Source organism: Flectobacillus sp., from assembly GCF_049240685.1.
Classification (GTDB): Bacteria; Bacteroidota; Bacteroidia; order Cytophagales; family Spirosomataceae; genus Flectobacillus.
Window position 1 is genome coordinate 1 of the sequence record NZ_JBMLSD010000364.1, and the last position, 20,840, is coordinate 20,840.

13 protein-coding genes are annotated in these 20,840 nt (G+C 37.8%); 6 read left to right on the forward strand and 7 right to left on the reverse strand.

What is annotated here, in order from left to right; genetic code table 11:
- Positions 1-188: 188 nt before the first annotated feature.
- The 4 genes from ACOVQ4_RS16850 (at position 189) to ACOVQ4_RS16865 (ending at position 5,214) form a co-directional block, all read left to right on the forward strand.
- Positions 189-1,049 (forward strand): ABC transporter permease, encoded by an 861-nt coding sequence (locus ACOVQ4_RS16850; protein WP_421821789.1) that lies wholly within the window; start codon positions 189-191, stop codon positions 1,047-1,049.
- Complete coding sequence (locus ACOVQ4_RS16855) at positions 1,049-2,269, forward strand: ABC transporter ATP-binding protein (RefSeq protein ID WP_421821790.1); 1,221 nt, start codon at positions 1,049-1,051, stop codon at positions 2,267-2,269. The genes ACOVQ4_RS16850 and ACOVQ4_RS16855 overlap by 1 nt, the downstream gene beginning before the upstream one ends.
- Before the next feature lie 238 nt (positions 2,270-2,507).
- Positions 2,508-3,788: a glycosyltransferase family 2 protein gene (locus ACOVQ4_RS16860; protein WP_421821791.1), complete on the forward strand. Its 1,281-nt coding sequence runs from the start codon at positions 2,508-2,510 to the stop codon at positions 3,786-3,788.
- A gap of 433 nt (positions 3,789-4,221) precedes the next feature.
- The gene (locus ACOVQ4_RS16865) at positions 4,222-5,214 is read left to right on the forward strand and encodes a glycosyltransferase family 2 protein (protein WP_421821792.1); all 993 of its coding nucleotides are present in this window, start codon (positions 4,222-4,224) and stop codon (positions 5,212-5,214) included.
- 294 nt (positions 5,215-5,508) lie between these two features.
- Here the strand turns inward: ACOVQ4_RS16865 and ACOVQ4_RS16870 are convergent, their stop codons facing one another.
- The 5 genes from ACOVQ4_RS16870 to ACOVQ4_RS16890 form a co-directional block, all read right to left on the reverse strand.
- Entirely contained in the window at positions 5,509-6,954 is a 1,446-nt protein-coding gene (locus tag ACOVQ4_RS16870; RefSeq protein ID WP_421821793.1) for an alpha-L-fucosidase, read from the reverse strand.
- Between the two features lie 38 nt (positions 6,955-6,992).
- A complete protein-coding gene (locus ACOVQ4_RS16875; protein ID WP_421821794.1) occupies positions 6,993-8,324 on the reverse strand; it encodes a vanadium-dependent haloperoxidase in 1,332 nt (443 codons plus the stop codon).
- Positions 8,321-11,644 carry a VCBS repeat-containing protein gene (locus ACOVQ4_RS16880; protein ID WP_421821795.1) on the reverse strand — a complete coding sequence of 1,108 codons (3,324 nt, stop codon included), beginning with the start codon at positions 11,642-11,644 and terminating at the stop codon, positions 8,321-8,323. Before ACOVQ4_RS16880 ends, ACOVQ4_RS16875 begins: the two co-directional genes overlap by 4 nt.
- 149 nt (positions 11,645-11,793) lie before the next feature.
- Positions 11,794-13,398, reverse strand: coding sequence for a SusD/RagB family nutrient-binding outer membrane lipoprotein (locus ACOVQ4_RS16885; RefSeq protein ID WP_421821796.1), 1,605 nt, complete (start codon positions 13,396-13,398; stop codon positions 11,794-11,796).
- Positions 13,399-13,416: 18 nt separating this feature from the next.
- Positions 13,417-16,506, reverse strand: a complete 3,090-nt coding sequence (locus ACOVQ4_RS16890; RefSeq protein ID WP_421821797.1) for a SusC/RagA family TonB-linked outer membrane protein — start codon at positions 16,504-16,506, stop codon at positions 13,417-13,419.
- A gap of 843 nt (positions 16,507-17,349) precedes the next feature.
- On the opposite strand from ACOVQ4_RS16890, the gene ACOVQ4_RS16895 reads away from it, so the two are divergent.
- The gene (locus ACOVQ4_RS16895; protein WP_421821798.1) at positions 17,350-18,585 is read left to right on the forward strand and encodes an ROK family protein; all 1,236 of its coding nucleotides are present in this window, start codon (positions 17,350-17,352) and stop codon (positions 18,583-18,585) included.
- Positions 18,586-18,788: 203 nt separating this feature from the next.
- The gene (locus ACOVQ4_RS16900) at positions 18,789-19,919 is read left to right on the forward strand and encodes a hypothetical protein (RefSeq protein WP_421821799.1); all 1,131 of its coding nucleotides are present in this window, start codon (positions 18,789-18,791) and stop codon (positions 19,917-19,919) included.
- A 66-nt stretch (positions 19,920-19,985) separates the two neighbouring features.
- On the opposite strand, the gene ACOVQ4_RS16905 is transcribed toward ACOVQ4_RS16900, so the two are convergent.
- Entirely contained in the window at positions 19,986-20,675 is a 690-nt protein-coding gene (locus ACOVQ4_RS16905) for a cyclase family protein (RefSeq protein ID WP_421821800.1), read from the reverse strand.
- Positions 20,675-20,830, reverse strand: coding sequence for an FAD-linked oxidase C-terminal domain-containing protein (locus tag ACOVQ4_RS16910; protein ID WP_421821801.1), 156 nt, complete (start codon positions 20,828-20,830; stop codon positions 20,675-20,677). Before ACOVQ4_RS16910 ends, ACOVQ4_RS16905 begins: the two co-directional genes overlap by 1 nt.
- Between the last annotated feature and the right edge of the window lie 10 nt (positions 20,831-20,840).

Sequence of the window (20,840 nt, forward strand, 5' to 3'; positions counted from 1 at the left end):
ACAAAAATCAAATTCTATTTTGCCTACCTAAGTAAAAGGAAAGATTAAATCAATAGTATCTCAAAGATGAAAATCAAGGTTAACTTTTTGATTATTAATATATTATAATAACTGATATACTGTTAACTAATAACGTCTTGTTACTTACTTACGCTCAATTAAATTTTATCAACGCTAATTTTCTCCTTATGAAATTGGACACGAATCAAACTAGTGATTGGGAATGGGAAATTAAACCCTCTGTCGGGTGGTTCGATTTTAGTTTAAAAAAAATCTTCAATCATGCAGATTTGATTTGGAGTCTCACCAAAAGAGATTTGCAGAGTAGTCATAAACAAACCGTTTTGGGTAATTTTTGGTTGATTTTCCAACCACTCATAACAACAATCGTCTATACGCTTGTTTTTTCCAATATCATCAAGGTTTCTACCGACGGGATGCCTCCTTTGCTGTTTTATTTGACTGGAAATATGTTATGGAGTTTTTTTGCAGATAGTATGTTTGGCGCCTTGTATACCTTTCGAACAAATGCCCATATTTTATCAAAAGTTTACTTTCCAAGAATTATTCTACCCATCAGTAGCGTGTTGGTACAGGCCTACAAGTTAGGTATCAATTTTATATTTTTCCTTTTGACAGTTTTGTTTTATCAACTATTTACCAATTGGGAGATATCCTTTAATTACAATCTTTTGGCAATTCCCTTTCTTTTGGTATTTATGGCATTATATGCGCTGGCTTTGGGCTCGTTTTCTTTTATTCTAACCACAAAATATAAAGATTTAGAAAATATTATACAGTTGGCTATGCGACTATATATGTTTGTGACCCCAGTATTTTACCCTGTTTCGTTGGTTTCAGAAGAACTTTCGTGGGCTTTTTGGTTCAATCCACTTACAGCTATCTTCGAAAGTTTTCGAGCGTGTTATGCCTCAAATGCCTTTTGGACACAAGAGCTTTATATATCCTTGCTATCCATCAGTGTATTTAGCGTGATTGCCCTTCTCGTTTTCAGAAAATTTGAAAGTAAATTTATAGAGGTATTATAATGGCCAAACCAGTAATAGAATTTAACCAAGTTTCAAAATCTTTTGAAATTGGTAAGCTAGGAAGTGAGACCTTACGTCAGGATTTAATCCAATATTGGCAACAACTAATAGGCAAAGCCAGTCCTGCTTCAGCAAATAATACCTTTTGGGCACTACAGGATGTATCATTTTCGGTAAATGAGGGCGAGGTAATTGGCATAATTGGCCGCAACGGCTCGGGCAAATCTACCTTGATGAAAATTCTCTCAAGGGTTTTGTTACCAACCAAAGGCCAAATTCGCGGTAGAGGAAAAATATCTAGTATTTTAGAAGTTGGCACAGGCTTTCATGGAGAACTCACAGGACTCGAAAACATATTTCTTAATGCTCAAATCTTGGGCATGAAAAAATATGAAGTAAGCCAAAAACTTGAAGAAATCATTGCCTTTTCTGGCATCGAAGACTTTATCAATACACCCGTAAAGCGTTATTCGAGCGGAATGTACGTAAGATTAGCGTTTTCAGTAGCAGCACATTTAGATGCCGATATTCTGATTTTGGATGAAGTTTTGGCAGTGGGAGATGCAGAATTTCAAAAAAAATGTCTCTCGAAAATGCGAGAATTAGCCTCTACAGAAGGTAAAACGACCTTGATTATCAGTCATGACATGCAGGCCTTGCGGCAATTGTGCAACCATATCGCGTATTTAGACAAAGGAAGGCTCATCGAATATGGTGCACCCACACCAACCATCGGCAAATACCTGTATCAGGAAAAAATTGAGTTTTTAAATCAAGATTATTCCTCAGCTAGTACGGCTCCGGGCAATGCCTACCTGAGAGTCAAGCGAGTAGCAATTACGCCTTCTGAAAGAATCGACCAGATTATCTACCGAGACTCAATACTACATTTTGAGCTAGAATTCTGGAATATAGTACCAGCCCTAGATATTAAGGTGAGGCTGTTTGTCTTTAGTTTTTCTGGAGAATGTCTTATCAATATAGATGCGCCATTAAAAAATTTAGGACAACAAAATCTCCACAAAGTTGCTGGCGAGATTCCGAGTAGTTATTTAGGCGCTGGCTCCTATTATTTCTCGGTGTATTTTTTGGATGCCTCCGACAAAAAAGTTTTAGGTTTTGATACCTGTTTGTCTATTGATTTGACTAGCGAAAAACCAAGTGATTTGGATATACCTCAAGCGTACATTGCCTCTATTCTAAAGCTACGTCATGAGTAGGCTGTTGTGCATTGTAACATAAAGTATAGACCTAACCTAAAATACAATAAGTAAGTAAAAGGAAAGATTTAATTAATAGTATATCAAAGGTAAAAGTTGAATGTAACCTTTTGATTATGAACATCTTCAAATAACCCATATACTATTAACCAATAACGTTTTCCTACCTAGAGTCCCAATTAAGAAAATTCATTATTTGAACTATTACAGTCCGATTTAAAATTTTAAAAACCCTATTATGAGTCAGACCGCTTATTCTCCACGAAAAATCCATCATTGTAGGTTGGAAGAAGGTATTCCTCCTCTCCCCACTGGAGAAGCAGCCTATTATCTTTTCTGGTTTAATAATATCCCCTTGGGACATCTATGGCTTGATAGTGTCTATCCAAAAGATATTTCTGAATGGGAAGACTTTATTTTGAATGCCTTAAAAAAGGCATTTGCGTATTATTTCAAACCCCTCACTCCCCCAGAAAAAAGACAGATATTACGTGCTTTTAAAGACAAATCTTCTTTCTTAAATTTAAGATTATCAAACAATTACAAAAAAATATTTGATACTCCCGCACCTGCCGAACTACCAAGTATTTCGGTAGTTATTTGTACAAGAAATAGAACCAAAGCCCTCAAAGAATGTCTTTCAAGACTGTTGCTTTCAACAGAGCAAAACTTTGAGATTGTTGTTGTGGACAATGCGCCCTCCGATGATGGAACAGCCAGTTTAATCAAAAATGAATTTCCTTCTGTAAATTATATTTTAGAGCCTCGCAAAGGATTAGATATCGCTCGTAATACAGGCGCTATGACTGCCAAAGGCGACATCATTGCTTATACCGATGACGATGTAATGGTTACACCCGAATGGGTCGCTCAAATCAGAAGAAGTTTCAGCGATCCACAAACAATGTCAGTTACAGGCTTGGTTATACCATATCAATTAAATACTGAAGCTCAGTGTTTTTTCGAAAGATTTTGGGGCTTTAATAAAGGCCACGAGCCTCTCGTTTTTGACCATGAGTATTTTGAGAAACACTTGCCAGTGGGTGTTCCAGCTTGGGATGTGGGCGCAGGAGCCAATATGGCATTTCGAAAAAGCGTATTCGAAAAAGTTGGCTACTTTGATGAAAGATTAGATGTGGGAGCCTCAGGATGCAGTGGCGATTCAGAGTTTTGGTATCGTATCATGGCCGAAGGGTTTACTTGTAGATACTTTCCGCATATTTACGTTTATCACCAGCATCGAGAGTCTTGGGAGGAGCTCAAAAAACAAATTCATGCCTATATGCGAGGGAATGTTAGCTCGGTATTGGTACAATATCAAAAATACCGACACAAAGGCGAGCTCTATAGACTCAGAAAAAGTTTACCGATTTATTATCTAAAACGCCTCAAATATGCTATTTTACATCCAAAATCAAAACATAATAAATTTATGTTTGAAGAGATAAAAGGATGTTTTTCGGGTTGGAGGTTTTTTATAAAAAATAAAAATACGAACGCATACCCCTTAAGTAAGTAAGCAAAAATTGGAAGGAGGCACAAGGCAAAGAGTGTTATAATATACTGAAAAACAACTTATTATGCTTTTTAAGAACCCACTGCCGAAAGCTGATTCCTAAAAGCCGAAAGCTTAAATTTTACTTTACTCACTAAATTAGCCTTTTGCAGTTTAGTCCCTATACAATCATTTCTTGCTAGCTTCAAAAAAAACTTATTAAGGCCTAAGGCTTTGATAGGTATACCAATTGAGTAATTGTGTTTCCTTGATTATTGGACAAAATTGAATTTAAGTAATGTGTTTTGGACTACAGGCACAGGGCAATGAGCGTTAAAGTGTTTTTTAGTAATGCTAGATATGATTTTGCCGAATGCCCAAAGCCGAATGCCCAAAGCTATTTAATCATCTATACTATCTCTATCTAAGTTATTTTAGCTAAATAGTTAATACTGTTATGTCTATTTCCTCTATTCGAACGCCCCAAAGTCCTCCTCAAATTGAACCCATTCAGGAGGTAAACAGGCCCTTGGTATCTGTGATGATACCTGCATTTAATTGTTATAACTATGTTGAACAAACATTAAATAGCGTTTTGAATCAAATTGAAGATTTTTCTTTATTTCAAATTGAAATTATCGACGATCATAGCACCGATGGCGACTTAGGGCTTATTGCAGATAAATATAGTCATTTGAATGTCGGCTACTTTAGGCAAGAAAAAAATGTGGGGAGCCTAAGAAACTTTGAGACCTGTATCAATCGAGCAAAAGGACATTGGATTCATATCTTGCATGGAGATGATATGGTGAAGGAGGGTTTTTACACCGAAATTTTCAGCCTAATTAAGGATTATCCTAGTGTTGGAGCTGTTTTTACGGACTACATATACATGAATGAAAAAAATGAAGAATTGTATGCGCTTCCTCCACTGCATCATGAGGCTGGAATTCTTGAGAATTGGTTTGAAAGAATCTCCAAAGGTCAGCGAGTACAGCCACCTGCTATTGTTGTAAAACGCTCGGTATATGAAGATTTGGGCAGTTTCTTTGGTGTACACTATGGTGAAGACTGGGAAATGTGGGTGCGCATTGCGACAAAATATGACTTTGCCTATACCCCAAAATACCTTGCGCTTTATAGATTACATCAAAACAATATTACGAGTCGCTCATTTTTATCTAATGACGACATCAAAAGTATTATTAAAGTAATTGACATTATTCAGCACTATTGGCCAAAAGAAAAAAGAAAAGAACTAAGACAGGAAGCCTTAAAAAATTTCTCACAATATTTTGCCAAGATTTCTGATAAAATTTATCATGATTATCGAAGCCCTAAAGCCGCTCATAAGCATGCTTGGCAAAGTTTTTTGATGCATCAAAATCAGGTTACGCTCAAATACTTTGTTAAAAATACCATCAAGCGAATCATTAGGTATAGAATCTAAATCAAATTTTGATAATAAAATTTACTCTATAGGCTGCCTAAAAGAAGTGGCAATTTGAGTGTTGAGTTGGTTGGCACTGTACAAAATCTTTCTGATGAACCACAGTACTATTTTTGCCAAATGCCAACCATTTATCTCTAAGTTTGCTTCAATATTTGTTTAGTAATAAGTTTTAATGCAAAATAAAATTTATTTCTTGAGCTTTCGGCCATAAGCAATCGGCAAATACATGTCTATCGTTACTAAAAACATTTAACACGCTTTGCCTATTGCCTAACATGATTACTTTGCACCCTATTTATTTGACACTTTAAATACCCAAGCTGGTTGTGAAGCAAAAGCGCTACGCACTTTTTCTGGGATAGTTACTTCAATTCCGTTAGGCGTAACTTTGTATTTCAAAGGTTTGACCTCTCCTATCAAAGTTACAATTGTAGACTTTTCAGCCTTTTTCCAAGGTAAAACTACCGTTGAAGGAACAGATTCGCCCTCTTTAGCCAAATAAGTCAAATAAGTAGATTTTTCTTTTCCGGTAAAAGCCCATTGTCCTTCACGATATGGTGCAACGGGTTTGGTACCATAAATAGACTCTCCGTTTACTGATACCCATTTGCCCATTTCTTCCATGCGCTGATATGCCTCATTATGCCATTCACCGTCTGGTCCTGGGGCTACATTCAGCAATAAATTACCATTTTTAGCTACAATATCAACCAACATGTGAATAATTTCACGAAGTGACTTGTATTTATCGTTTGGAACATACGACCAGCTAGTACCCATTGTAGTACAAGTTTCCCAAGGGATAGGCATATAATGGTCAGGAATAGACTGCTCGGGTGTCACGTAGTTTTCGAATTCGCCCGTTACAGTACGGTCTACTACCAACAAGCCGGGCTGATTCTTACGCCCCATAGCAGCAATTTTAGCCATATCGATATCTTGGTCATAAGGAATGGTTTTTTGCCAGCTAATATTAGGGTCGATTGTAGAGAATGGACGAACCCAACCACCATCTAACCAAAGAATATCCATTTTGCCATATTGTGTCATCAACTCCTCAATTTGATTATAGGTAAAGTCTTTGAACTCCTGCCATTTTTGAGGATATTTTTTTGGGTCATAATTAACATTACGGTCTTTAGGTGGAAAATAAGACCACCAATAAGAAGGCGTATTCCAGTCAGGTTTTGAAAAGTATGCTCCAATCATAAAGTCCTTTTTACGGAAAGCATCAAAAACCTCCTTAGCAATGTTGCTTCGAGGGTTGCTCGAAAAAGGCGTTTTGGCATCTGTTACCTTATAGTTTGTATATTTTGAATCAAACATACAAAAGCCATCATGGTGTTTGGTAGTAAAAACCACATACTTCATCCCTGCTTTTTGAGCGGCATCTGCCCATTTTTCGGGAGCAAATTTGACAGGGTTAAACGTAGTTTGAAGGTTTTCGTAAGCCTTTTTGTACTCAAAATAGTTGGCAGAAGAAGCTCCACGACGCTCGCACCAACCTTCATCCTCAGGACAAAGTGACCAAGATTCAACGATACCCCATTCGCTATAGGTACCCCAGTGCATCAACAAACCAAATTTGATGTCTTGCCAGTTGTCTAATTTCTTTTTTACCAACTCATCCTTCGGCCATACATATTTGCTATGGTCTTGTTCTGAGTGTTGTTGGGCATAAGAATTACCCAACATCAAACTTGATAACAGGCTGAGTAAGATTACTTTTTTCTTCATTGTTTTAATTATTGAAAATTGACTGTAGGAAAATAATACTAGTTAATAAAAGGCTTCACGCCGTTTGCTTTGAGTTTTTCGAGCACAAAATTGCCAAGTTTAGCCCCTTGCGCTTGTCCATTTTTGATGGCATCCATGTAATGGATTCCTCCGTAAAGCCTTGAAATGGCTGCTTCGTTGGCAGCTTGGCGAAATGACGTAAAATCGCGAGGCTTTAAATCAAAATAAATCTCAGAGTCATCCGTATAAGCAAAATGGTCGCCTAAAAAATAGGTTAAAATTTCGGCTGAGGCCGTTGAAATTACACTATGCCCGCTGGTATATTCAGGAAATGGAGGCGTTTGTAACAAAGGTTGCCAGTGAATATCCCAAAAACGATTAATAACAGTCTCTGGTCTCACACGATTACTTCTATATTTTTCGTCCCAGCAACTGATAAAAGCATCCATCAATGTTGTGGCCACCAAGGAGTGTAAAACGATTGCCTTTTCGAATGATAAATTAATTTTGTTGCAGGCAATGCTTGTAATATTCATCCAGTGACCGCCAGGGCTCATTTTCTTAAAGCCGATTGACATGTGTCCAGAGGTATTTACGGCAAATGGATTACAGTCCCAAAAAGCCGCAATCAAACGTTGTTCTTCAGTCAGATTTTTGCCTACCTCATATACCTCTTTTGCGAACTTATAAAAATCGCTGGTTGGTTCGGCGCTATACACAATCGGAGGAGCAGGTTTGAATTGCCCTGCACTATCAATGAGCATAGGTTTGATGGTTCTCCAATTTGGCTCCACTGCCTCCATATAGGCAGGAGGCGTTGGATACCAGTACGCATCCCCCTTTAAAGGGCGATAACGTCGAAGTGTACTCAATTTGAGATAGCCATCAATCTTAGCCCAAGTTACAATTTGAGGAGATATTTCCTTTGCATAAGCTACAGAGGCCTTGATTTCTTTGTCGGCATATCCTTCATTTTTCCATTTTTCTAACAACGTTTGTTGATCAGCTTCCAATTGAAAACCAGAGGGTAACATCAATCTTCCTGTCTCCAAAATACTATAGAGCGCCGCTAGGTTGGCGTTTGCTTCTGATGGTCTGTTGGCATTGATGCTAGGAAATCCTTTGATATAAACCTTCGGATTTAGCACCTCTTTACTTTCGGCAGCAAGAATACATTGCGCCGAAAGCATAGAATATGAATAAAATCTTGCTGCTGCTGGTGGATTCACCACATCATGAATCATCACCATGGTGAGCGAGAAGATAGTCGGCTGAATATGACTTTCGATTGGTTTTCGGGGTTTAGTAGCTACAACAATATTCGTTGTCAAGAGCCCTAAAATCAATAAGATAACTTTGATTTTTTTCATTCTTTATAAAATTGTAAAGCCTGATTAAAGGCGCCAATAATAAGGTATGTTTTTCCTGCTATCTCTAATTCGATAGATGATTTTACATCACCTCTGACCGATAAACCAGAGGCAATTTGAGGCATATACTCCAAGTTTCCTTTACCATTACCTTTTAAGAGACAACCATAGTTGGCGTCCATACTTCCAAGCTTTAGACGATTATCCGTTTTGTTGCCCAATAACAAAACATCCTGATTACCATCTTTGTCAAAATCTTTTACCAATATTTGGGTAACAGGAGCAAATTGTGCCTGAATAGGCAAATTTCCTTTTAAGAAACTCCAAGTTTTATCTGCCTTGATTTGGCTCAAAAACACTGAAGTTTTTACCTCATCCAATTTTAATTGAGAAGCCTTTGATAAATCTTCGGGCGAAAATATCTCCTGAATTGTAGCATCAGCGTACTGTTTATAGGAAGAAAATTTACGGCGCATTGGAAATATTTGATCATTCAGCTCGTCGCGACTCACATAAGGATATGATTTTCCTTGTACAAAAAAACAGAAGAATGGATCAATAGAACCATTTTCATCAAAGTCAGCAAAATACAACTTAGCGGGTTCCTGTTTATTTGCTTTAATCACAGCATTGGTACCTTGATTTCCGACAATGATATCTTTAATACCATCAGAATTCAAATCGGCTACAGCAATCGAATACCAAAAACCATGGTCTTCCTCTTTGAAGTAATCTTTACTTTTATCTACAAAACCCAAAGCTGAATTAATAAAAACTTTAATGGGCATCATTTCTCCCACCAAAATTAAATCAGGACGACCGTCTTGATTGATATCATGCCAAAGGGCGTCGGTCAACATCCCTATTTGCGCAAACGGAATATTAGCCAAAGTAAAGTTTCCTTTTCCATCATTTACCAAAAGATAGGATGTAGGCGCAACAGGATACTTACCCGGAATCACACGTCCACCTACCAACATATCAAGATCGCCATCTAAATCAAAATCACAAGGTTTTACAAATGCTTTACTACTTGCACTTACATCAGGAAGTATTTGTTTTACAAATCCTCCTTTTCCATTGTTCACAAAAAGTTCGTCTTGCAAAGAAGGCGTTTGACTTTCAAAAACAGAATATCCTCCTTTTGCCAAATACAAATCAGGGAAACCATCCTGATTGACATCCAAGAAGGTAGCGGCGGCGATAGCTGAGGAACTTTCATCACCAAACTCCAAATCAGATAAAGTAGTAAACTTTCCATCAGGCATTTGCATAAAAATCTTGCCATTTTGATTTTTGTTACCACTAATAAAAAGGTCATCCAGTTTGTCATTGTTTACATCAGCTTTTGCCAGTACAGGCCCTACCGAAGAATACATTGAAAGCATCAAAGGCTGTCTTTTGAAATCGTTTTCGAGGTAAGCCTCATGACGATAAGGAATTAAAGCCCTTGTTGCCTGAAATACTTCTGAGAGATTACTAAACACTTTTTCAGAAGGTTTCCCTGCTTTTTTTATTTTTAAAAGCTGATTCACCTCCACATTTCTCAACCATTGTTCAGTTCTGTCGGGCCACAAAATCTTGATTGAATCAATTTTGGCGGTTGAGCCAAGTCCAAAATGTAATTTTAAGGACTCACAAGAGAGATAACCTTTGTAGGGATTTACCTCTTGATACTGCGTTTGAGAACCTGTATGTATGTATACCTTTGTTCCTAAAACAGTTTTTGTCGTATTTTCAGGAGAAAAACTTAATTGGATATAATGATTTGATTTGGAATTACTCAAATTCTCATAAATACTTGCTTCATCATTAATATTGTTGATGATTAACTCTAAATCACCGTCGTTATCCAAATCTGCATAAGCTGCACCGCTCGAAACGGTGGGTTCGGTAAATCCCCAAGAAGTTTGCTGATTACTAAATTGAAGATTTCCCTCATTTTTGAAAATATAATTGGCGAGTTTGGTCGAAGGCATCGCCATAACCAAATCCATTAATTGCATAGGCTCGCGGTCCATAGCCTTTTTGATTTTGTAATCGCCCCAATAACGTAAAAAGTCTTTATTGGTATAGTCACGGAGGTATCCGTTACTGATAAAAATATCTTTGAGGCCATCATTATCAAAATCAACCACCAGCGGGCACCAACTCCAGTCGGTACTAGCAACCCCAGATAACCGTGCAATTTCACTAAAAGTTGGGAAACCGCTCCTATCATTTCCCAGATTGAGTTGCAGCATATTGTGCATATACTGTTTATGCAAACCTTGCTGTTGCATCAACTCAAAGGACTCATAATTTTCTTGTAGCTGTAAGGATTTCTGTCGGTGGTTATCCTCTGGAAGCATATCAAGAGATAGGATATCTGGAAGAGCGTCATTATTAAAATCGGCGATATCAACCCCCATAGAGAATTGCGCCAAATGCCTAAATGCGCGAGGAGTCTGCTCCAAGAAGGTTCCATTACCTTTATTGAGGTACAAGTAATCAGGCTCGTTATAGTCATTGGTTACGTAGATATCAGGTAAACCGTCCATGTTCACATCGGCAATGGCAATTCCAAGACCAAAGGTTAGCGGATACTGATGGATACCAGCTTTGGCTGAAACATCTACAAAATGACCGTTTTGGTTTTCGTAAAATTTATTTCCTGCTAAAGAATCTACCTCAGTGCGCAGACGTGCCAGCTCCATGTTATCATATTTTTTTACATTATGATTGAGTAGGAACATATCTAAATCTCCATCTAAATCATAATCTAAAAAAGCAGCTTGCGTACTGTAACAAGGACTATCGACCCCATATTCTTTAGCTTTTTCGACAAATTTTACTGAACCATCTTTTTGTTTACCAAGATTTATATATAATTGATTTCTGCGTAAATCCTCCGAAACTTTTCCTGAGTAGCAGATATAAATATCGAGGAAACCATCCCCGTTTACATCGGCCATAGTTACGCCAGTTTTCCAAGCGCCCTTCTTTCCTTCTAATCCCTCTGAGGCAGTTTTAGTAATATCTTTAAATTTTAGTTTGCCTTGATTAAGATATAATTTATTGGGCTTCATATTGGCCGTAAAAAAAATATCATCGAGTCCATCGTTATTTACATCACCTACAGCAACTCCCCCCCCATTGAAAAAGTACTCATAAGCCATTACGTTCAAATCTTCAGATTCGTTAATTGTATTTTTAAAATTAACTCCTGAAAATTGTCCATCTAGTTTTTTAAACAAGGTATGTTGAGCGTGAACAGTCTTTTGAAAAAAACCAATAATCATCAAGAAGAGCAGCGCTCGAGAAGCGAAGAGACGTGTCATGAGTAAAATCGAATAGAGTAATATAAAAACTTCGACCAAAAATTTGGTCGAAGTTGTAAAAAAATACAATATTATACTAACCTGTCAAGCAAGAATTAAGCATATCTTTTACAAAAAGGGCAGGGATAGCCCCTGCCCTTTCGTAATAATTATTTATCCCACCAAGTACGCGCTGTAAAGGTATTACCACCTGATAACAAGCCAATAGCAGCATTTAAGTTAACAGGGTTGGTAGACGACTCACTAGCTTTGTACGGAATACGTCTTGGAATTACCCCACCAGTAAAGTTATTGGCAAAGTTTACTGGAGTCAATACTGGGTATCCAGAACGTTTCCAGTTAATCCATGTTTCGATAAAGTTGAAAGTGATTGAAGTTGTCACCCAAATTTGCTCATTGATTTGTTTCAAAGAAGCAGTCGTAGACGACGTGTTCAATGGATTAGCAGCAACATAAGCAGGCATTGCAGCCACGGCAGCTTTGATAGCAGCGTCGCTAGCAGTAGCAGCGTTGAAAGCTGTCAAAGAAGATACAGAAGCCGATACACCATTTGCATAGTGCTGAGCTGCAGTAACTGCACCTACATTCCAACCTCTTACTTTAGCTTCAGCCAACAACAATTCCACTTCTGAGTAAGTCAACAAGAAGTTTGCACCACTACGATCCAAATACACGGCTGTTCTTGGACGAGAATATTTACCTACACCAGCAATATCAGTACCTGTACCTGAAGCACCAGGATATTGAGGATGTTTGCTGATATCAGTTGCGCCACCATTCAAATCATAACCATTTGGCAAACCAATTTGTACAGAAGCAGTATTATCACCAGCCAAGTTTTGGTTTGAGTTATTTGCATAACCAGGTAAAGAAACCTCAGCAATAGCAGAGATACGAGGGTCGTTGGTAGATTTCAAGTAATCCATGAAAGTTTTGCTCCAACGTACTTCTCTATAGTCATCTGCTACTCTCAATGCGTTTGAAGTAGCATTAGAAGTAGTATTAACATCTGTCAACACTTTCGCATCGTCAGCTACTGAAGTAAACACACCACCAGCATACGCTTTTTCAGCCCAAGTTTTTGCAGAAGCTTCGTCAACTTTAGTCATACGCATAGCCAAACGCAACATCAAAGAGTAACCAAACTTTTTCCATTTTGTCACATCTCCATTATAAATCAAATCAGCGGTTGGACCTGCTTTGTTAGCATCAAGCGCTTTAAGAGCAGTCTCCAACTCAGTTAACATTCCTGAGTAAATCGATTGTTGTGTATCATATTTAGGAGCTGAAACACCAGATTTAGCCAATAAAGCCTGAGAGTATGGTACGTCACCGTAGTTATCTGTCAAACGAGCAATGTTGATAACCTTCATGATAGTACCCACATTGTATAAGTTAGATAACTCAGGCTTATCTTTTACCAAGTTTTGCATTTCGAAAGCCAAAGAAGCAGAACGGTAATTTTCGCCCCACAAACGTCCTTGATAATCGATAAAGCTACCCGATGCTAGATATTTGTCGCCATTACCGTAGTAAGAGAAAGTAGAAGCCAAAGACTGAGACCACATACTTTGGAACAACAACTGCGAATAACCCGTGTTGCCATAGTCAGACTCAGACTGAGCTAACAAATAGTTTGGATTAAAAACCGCTGCACTTGTTGCATTTGGGTCGGTGTTGATTTGTTCAAAATCGGATGTACAACCTTGAGTAAGTAACGCCGACAATCCTATATATACCAATATTTTTTTCATGTTCTTACAAAAGTTAGATTAGAATTTAATGTTTAAGTTAAATCCATAAGTTCTTGTTGTTGGCAAGCTACTACCCTCGATACCAGCATAGTTAAGTTGAGAAGAGAAGCCAGCTTCTGGGTCGATATTGTCAGTGTGTTTCAACAATGTCCACAAGTTACGAGCTACCAATGAGATACCTACTGATTCGAAAGGAAGGATACCCAATTGTTTTTTGTTAAGCGTATATCCTACAGTGATTTGACGCAACTTGATGAAGCTTCCGTCCATTACGTTCAAAGCAGAGATTCTTCTAGCCAAGTTTTGGTAGTATGTTTGAGCTGGTACATTCACAGTATTTACGCTACCATCTGCTCTAACGCCATCAGCTACAACACCGCTTTCACGACCAGCTAATGTCATTTGGTTCAAACCTCTGAAGATTGTGTAGTAGTTTGTCGCAGACAATACTTTATTTCCGAAACGGTAGTCAAACAAGAAAGCAAAGTTGAAACCTTTGAAAGTAAATTCGTTGTTGAAACCACCATATAGTTTAGGAAGTACAGAACCCATTGGAGTTCTATTTGCAGCTTGAACAGGAATACCTGAAGCATCTACAACGATTTTACCGTTTGCATCTCTAACATAATCATAAGCCATAATCTGTGGACCCGCCATACCTTTTACCAAAGCTGTGTTTGCATTCAAAGGACGGTAAGTACCCAATGACAATTGTTCGTTTTCGGCGCCAGTTCCTGAGATATCAAGAATTTTGTTTGCTACAGAAGTCATGTTGAAAGAGGTTTTCCAAGTGAAATCTGAAGTTTGAATTGGCGTACCGCTCAACATTAACTCAAGACCTGAGTTTTGAGTAGATCCTGTACCAATGTACTGACCTGTAAAACCTGTTGCATCAGACAAAGAACCGTTGATGATTTCGTTTTTAGTCTTACGGTGGAAGTAAGCGATATCAATACCTAATCTGTTTTGGAAGAATTTCAATTCAGTACCAAATTCCATTTCAGTCAATGTGTATGGCTTCAAAAACAAGTTAGGCAACGTAGAGCTGAAAGAACCTGTAGTTACACCTTGAATAGCCGAACCTACCGAATAGTACTGTTGAGTAGTATATGGATTTACTGGCTCACCAGAAACAACCGCGTAAGATGCTCTTACTTTACCATAGCTCAAATCTTTGATTTTGGCCAACTCAGTGATATCTGCACTTAATGAAACTGATGGCGTGAAGATTCCTGTGTTGTTTGTTGGCAAGGTAGAGAATGCATCATAACGACCCGTAGTAGACAAGGTAAACATTTTTTTGAAAGCAATGTCCAATGAGTAATATGCCGAGTGTGTTTCTTTTTCAGCATAACCGTATGATCTACTAAAAGATGTTACGTTCAATGGGCTGTAGAAGAACGGAATCACAAAAGGGCCACCACTGATACCGATTTTATCATACTTGTTGTTACGGTATGCCGCACCAACTAAGGCATCGATACTCAAATCTTCAGTGATATCTTTTGAAGCAGACAAAAACGCATCAGCATTCAATTCGGCTGTAGTAGCTTTCGATAATTCGTCATATCCACCTCTCAAGCCGTTAGAATATGCAGTACCCGTTGGAGTGATTTTATCGATACCGTCATTCATGTAGTCATAACCCAAACGAACTGTACCATTCAACCATTTAGTAAAATCATATTTAGTGGAAAGTGATGTAATCAAACGCTTTCTAGAAACGTTGTTTTTGAAGCGATTTACTACAAACCAAGGGTTTGTTACATAGATATCATCATTGTACTGGATTTCGGCACCATAGATAGAAGAAGCATCGTATCCTGGTTGAAGTGCAATTTGATTTACGTTTGTAGCCAAATACTGAATATTGTTAGCATTCAAAGGACCATCCGACAAATTTGGCTTGTTTTTAGCCAATTCGTCAATGTAGTTAACCATTACATTCACAGTCATTTTGCTACCCATTTTCTGAGAACCTGTAAAGTTGATCGTCTTACGGTCAAGACCAGAGTTTCTCAAAATCGAACTGTTATCTAAGTTAGCCAATGACAAACGGAATGCACCTTGATCACTTGCATTTGAAATAGAAACCGAGTTAGTGATAGAAGAACCAGTTCTGTAGAATTGATCCATATTGTCTTTCACAGCCGAGTAAGCATAAGTTTTACCGTCAAACTGAATCGTTGGAGCACCGTCCAATTTAGCACCCCAGCTGTACATACCGCTGTTCAAAGCACTAGTTACAGAAGTTGGACGCAAACCATTTTGACCTTGACCATATACATACTGGTAATCGGTAAAGTTGATAGCCTTATCAGCTACCATGTTCAAGTTGTATTCAACCGACATTTTACCTTTTTTACCAGATTTAGTTGTAATCAAAATTACACCGTTTGCAGCTCTAGCACCATAGAGAGCAGATGCCGAAGCACCTTTCAATACTGTCAAATCTTCGATATCATCAGGGTTGATGTTTGAGATACCATCACCGTTATCGGCACCACCCCACTCACCAGCACTACCACGCTGTGTGTTGTCCATTGGTACGCCGTTGATTACAAACAAAGGTGACGAAGCTGTAAAGCTAGCCATACCACGCAACAAAATACGCGCAGAAGAACCAGGACCACCGCTTGTTCCTGAGATATTCAAACCAGCTACACGACCCGCCAATGAGTAAGCCATGTTAGTTTCGCGAGCTTTGGTCATCAAACTACCATCTACTTTGGTTACAGCATAACCAACTTTTCTTGCTTCCTTAGAAACACCAAGAGCTGTTACAACTACTTCGTCAAGAGATTGTACGTCGCTTTCTAATACTACATTTAACGTAGTTGCGTCTGTTACTACTACTTCTTTAGTGACAAACCCAATCGAGCTAAACACCAAGGTATTTCCTTTGGATGCACTAATCGAGTATGAACCTACAGCGTCGGTGGTAGTTCCTTTTGAGGTTCCTTTAATTTGAATACTTACGCCTGCTAGGCCAGCACTATTACCATCAGTTACTTTACCTTTAATTGGGCTTTGTGCAAAAATAGTTTGCCAAGAAAGGAACAGTAATGCAGTAAATAAGAGAGTAAATTTACTTTTGCATGCTTTCATTTTAATGAACTGTTTCAGTGAAAAAATTGAATTGGATGTTAATGCGGAATAAATAAGGTAAATCAACAACCCTATGGTGGGATTGAACACTTTTGTGCTGTTTTCATGACATGGTTGGGATAGTATAACGTGGAAAATTGGGATTATATAATTATTAAAATAAATACAACAAATAAAAAGTATAAACTCAAAATAATACAGGTATTTCTATTTATATATCAATAAGTATGCGATATTAGTAAATTATTTTAATAAATATCACAAAAAAATGTTTTTTGTATACTTAAAAGGGAATTGTAGAAAATAATACTCATTCAAAACTTTCATGAATTAAAAATAATGAAAACAAAATAAAATTTGTAATTTTTGTTGTAATATTACATATAATTTTAAAAAATTAAAAGAAACCTATAGATAATTCGAGTATAAACACTTAACATTTTTTTTAAAATATATTAATAAACTAAGTATTTTCCACAAAAGCACACAGAACCAACAAGTTTTTTTGATATTAAGTCATATACTTGTTGCTGAAAATATTAATTTTTCTTTTTTTTGTAGTACTGTAGACTGAAACGTTCGAAAATACTAGCTCCGTTGTATAATATTTTATCAGAATTGATAATTATCATTTCTGAATAATAATAGGATAAGCCAAATTTTCTAGTGTCTCCACAGAGACTATATCCTGGTTAAAAATAATTATGCTTCACAAACCATGTTGAGCCTATCCACAAATTATTGAATATATAGACCTTTTGGAACTGTTTAACATTTATTATGTTGGTCGAGTACTTGTCAGTCTACTCATAACCACATATTTGAATTCTTATCCCAGAATATATGTCTGACTTGTACAAATCTGCTCCGGATATCGAAATCGTCGAGCGAGAGTCAATTGTTGATTTAAAAAAAAACAAACTAAAAAAGAAACTTCTTCAGCACCTTTATAATGGTGGTAATTTCACTATTGCCCAGCTGACCAAACACTTACACACCAGCGTACCGTCTGTTACTGCCTTAGTCGAAGAACTCATCCTCGAAAAATGGGTGATTGAGGTGGGTATTGCGGAGGTACAACTTGGGCGTAAACCTACATTGTATAGTTTAAACCCTCATGAAAGATTTGTACTGGCACTCGATATCAATACTTACCAGTCAAAGGCATTCGTACTCAATCTCCAAAACAAGGTAATGCTTAGCGAAGATATTCCCGTTTGTATAGAAGGAGACTCTCCTATTGCAGACCAAATCATCAAAGCTGTGCAAAAAATACTGACCTTCTCTCCTTATAAAATCGAACACTTTGTGGGAATGAGTATTTCAATGCCGGGTTTGATTAACCCTCGCACTGGGCTAAACTATACCTACCCGCACGTAGTGGCTGATGGAGGGAGTTTGGTGTACAGTATGAAAGCTGCCTTCCAAATCCCTGTATTTATTATCAACGACACTCAAGCTATTACATTAGGCGAACACCATTTTGGTTTGGCCAAAGATATGCAACATGCTATTACTGTAAATATGGATTGGGGAGGTGTTGGTTTTGGGGTACTTGTCAATGGACAGGTATTACAAGGGGAGTCGGGCTTTGCGGGTGAACTTGGGCATATTCAGGTGCGCCCAGATGGAGAGCTTTGCCATTGTGGCAAGGTGGGTTGTTTGGATACCGTTACCAAGGCTTCTTACCTTATCAAACGTATTAAGGAGCTCCTAAAAGAAGGACGGGTATCCCAATTAGCTAATAAAAATATTGACCAAATCGATATAGAAATGGTCATTGAAGTGGCCAATCGTGGTGATGGACTAGCCATCGATTTACTTCATGATATTGGTAAGGAAATGGGGAAAGGTTTGGCTATTGCCGTGCACCTCCTCAATCCAAAAACAATTATCATCAACGGTGCCTTGGCAAAAGCAGGTAAATTTATCAGTAATCCTATCGAACAAGCAATTTACAAATACTGTCTGGCCGATTATAAGGAAAATTTGAGTATCGTAATCTCTGAGCTGGGTGAATCGGCCAAGGTTTTGGGACTACAGGCCTATGCCCTCAACAAGGTACTTGCCGAAGAATAAACCAAAGTAAATTATTTTATATAAAGAACTCTCATACACAGGTCAAATCAAACTTGGTATGAGGGTTTTTTATTTTTAAAATACTTCTTTGTAAAATCAAATCCTCTTTACACTTTCTATAAATACGGCTACATACAACGATAAATACCCTTAAGGCATATTTACTTTAGCTTAGCGGAACAATCATTTAAAAACAATCCGCTATGAAAAAAACACTTGTTTCTCTATTCTTTCTAAGTATCACTACGGGACTTTCGGGCAGTCAAATTAAAGCTCAAGGTTTTCTACAAAAATTAAAAGAAAAGGCTGAATCTGTAACTGGTGGTGGTAGCGCTGGCGCCAAACCTAGTAAAGCTCTTTATGAAAAGCAAAAAGAGGATGCTTCCAAAACAATTCTTGAGTCGAAAGGAATCAGCAAAGATGCTTACGGACTTGCGGGTATTTATTATACTCGTGAGCTTTTTGTATGTGGGAAAGAAGAAGGAAAACCTGACAAGGCAATTGGTAAATTTTTAGTAAGTTTTGAAAAGGAGTCTAAGGCCGTCAAGGTAAAACTTACACCTAGCTATGGCATCGAAGACAATATCCCTCCACTGATTATCGGACGTAATGACTATCCAGCAGACCTAGTGCTCAAAATTAGTTCCGCAATCAAGCAACCTCGATTTGATGCCACAATTGGAAACTCTACTTTTTATGGTTTTTACGCAAAACAAAAAACAGTCAAAGATGGAGAATATGTAAAAGAATCTAAAGAAACATTCAAGGATGCTTCCAGCTTGCATTTAGTACTTATTGAACCTGGCTTGATTTTAGTAACTCCTGGAAGTGGACTATACTATATTCCCAAAGGTGGTCGTGATGCAAGTGATGTAAAAAGTGAAAAAATGGATCCTGTCATGGTTTTGTACACAAAAGACAAGGAATCAAAGGCTCTTTCACTTTCCGACGAACAACTTTATGAGATGCTAGTAACTCACCAAAAGGCTTATCAAAAAAGAGATGAACTCCAAATTGATGGTCAGAAAGAGGCCTATAAAGCCATTGATGAAGCAAATGCAGCACTTTTTAGTGGTTCCAAAAGTAGTAGTTCGAGCTCATCGAAAAGTAGTAGTTCGAGTGAGAAAACCTTCAAAGTTGAATTGCAAAATTTAACAGGGGAAGATGTGTACTACACGGTCAATGGTATGAGTAATACGCTGAAACGAATTGGGAGTAAAATGATTGAAGGTATATATGTGAAAGTTGGAGCATCAATAGTTACAAAATCTGGAAGGGTGATAGCCACTATCACAGAAAGCACTAAACCAAGCACAAGATTTAAAATTGAGTAAAACAATCAGCAATGATGTCATCGGAATAACCACAATCGTAATTTCGGTGACATCATTTTAATTAAATTACTCAAATACCGCCACTGCTCGCACTGGCGACCCCGTTCCGCCTCTGATTTTAAGTGGCAAAGCAATGAATCTAAAGCGTCCTCGCCCGATAAGTTGATGAAGATTCACCATATTTTCATAATGCGTAAAGCCCATTTTTCCACAAACATAATGCACCTCTTTATTGCTTATTTTGGGTATCCCTGGTGAAAGGGTTTCTACGCCAAAGGCAGATATTTGCTTCTCTCCTAGCCATTGTGTTGCCTCCGCAGTCAAGCCTGGTCCGTTATTCCAATTTTCTGTGGCAAAATGCTTTCGATAATGATTGGTATATAGCAATACAGTATCTCCTTTTTTGAGATCAAGACTGGTTTTTTCGCAAGCTTTTTGTAAATCTTCTGAAGTAATGAATTCTTGCAAGCCTTTATGACTCAAATCCAAACAAATACCTTCAGTGTAAAACATAGATAAAGGCATCATGTCTATCGACAGTCCTGCAAATTCTCTACCCATGTGATTAAGTGCATCCACATGTGTACCTGTATGCTCACTCATAGCTAATTTGTAAACACTCGGCGTTTGAGTTTCAGCACCAAGCAATCCATCCCACTGCTCATGAGTAGCGTGAATTTCTATTTTTACGGCTGGTAAGCTATGAAAAACCGACATTCCATCAAATATTTCTTGGCTTAAATCAATTATCTCCATTATTCAAATATTTTTCCTCTGTTCAATATTCCTTTGGGGTCTAGAGCAGCTTTCAAGGTTTTCATCAATGTTATTTCCTCTTGACTTCGACTTAAATGTAACCACATCTTTTTCTCTAAACCAACACCATGTTCGGCAGTAATAGAGCCGCCAATAGCTCTAAGT

Bases quoted from the DNA above. Each gene is read 5' to 3' on its own strand.
- ACOVQ4_RS16870 (WP_421821793.1), bottom strand. From the start codon at position 6,954: ATGAAGAAAAAAGTAATCTTACTCAGCCTGTTATCAAGTTTGATGTTG.
- ACOVQ4_RS16860 (WP_421821791.1), top strand. From the start codon at position 2,508: ATGAGTCAGACCGCTTATTCTCCACGAAAAATCCATCATTGTAGGTTG.
- ACOVQ4_RS16905 (WP_421821800.1), bottom strand. From the start codon at position 20,675: ATGGAGATAATTGATTTAAGCCAAGAAATATTTGATGGAATGTCGGTT.
- ACOVQ4_RS16885 (WP_421821796.1), bottom strand. From the start codon at position 13,398: ATGAAAAAAATATTGGTATATATAGGATTGTCGGCGTTACTTACTCAA.
- ACOVQ4_RS16900 (WP_421821799.1), top strand. From the start codon at position 18,789: ATGAAAAAAACACTTGTTTCTCTATTCTTTCTAAGTATCACTACGGGA.
- ACOVQ4_RS16890 (WP_421821797.1), bottom strand. From the start codon at position 16,506: ATGAAAGCATGCAAAAGTAAATTTACTCTCTTATTTACTGCATTACTG.
- ACOVQ4_RS16880 (WP_421821795.1), bottom strand. From the start codon at position 11,644: ATGACACGTCTCTTCGCTTCTCGAGCGCTGCTCTTCTTGATGATTATT.
- ACOVQ4_RS16895 (WP_421821798.1), top strand. From the start codon at position 17,350: ATGTCTGACTTGTACAAATCTGCTCCGGATATCGAAATCGTCGAGCGA.
- ACOVQ4_RS16875 (WP_421821794.1), bottom strand. From the start codon at position 8,324: ATGAAAAAAATCAAAGTTATCTTATTGATTTTAGGGCTCTTGACAACG.
- ACOVQ4_RS16855 (WP_421821790.1), top strand. From the start codon at position 1,049: ATGGCCAAACCAGTAATAGAATTTAACCAAGTTTCAAAATCTTTTGAA.
- ACOVQ4_RS16850 (WP_421821789.1), top strand. From the start codon at position 189: ATGAAATTGGACACGAATCAAACTAGTGATTGGGAATGGGAAATTAAA.
- ACOVQ4_RS16865 (WP_421821792.1), top strand. From the start codon at position 4,222: ATGTCTATTTCCTCTATTCGAACGCCCCAAAGTCCTCCTCAAATTGAA.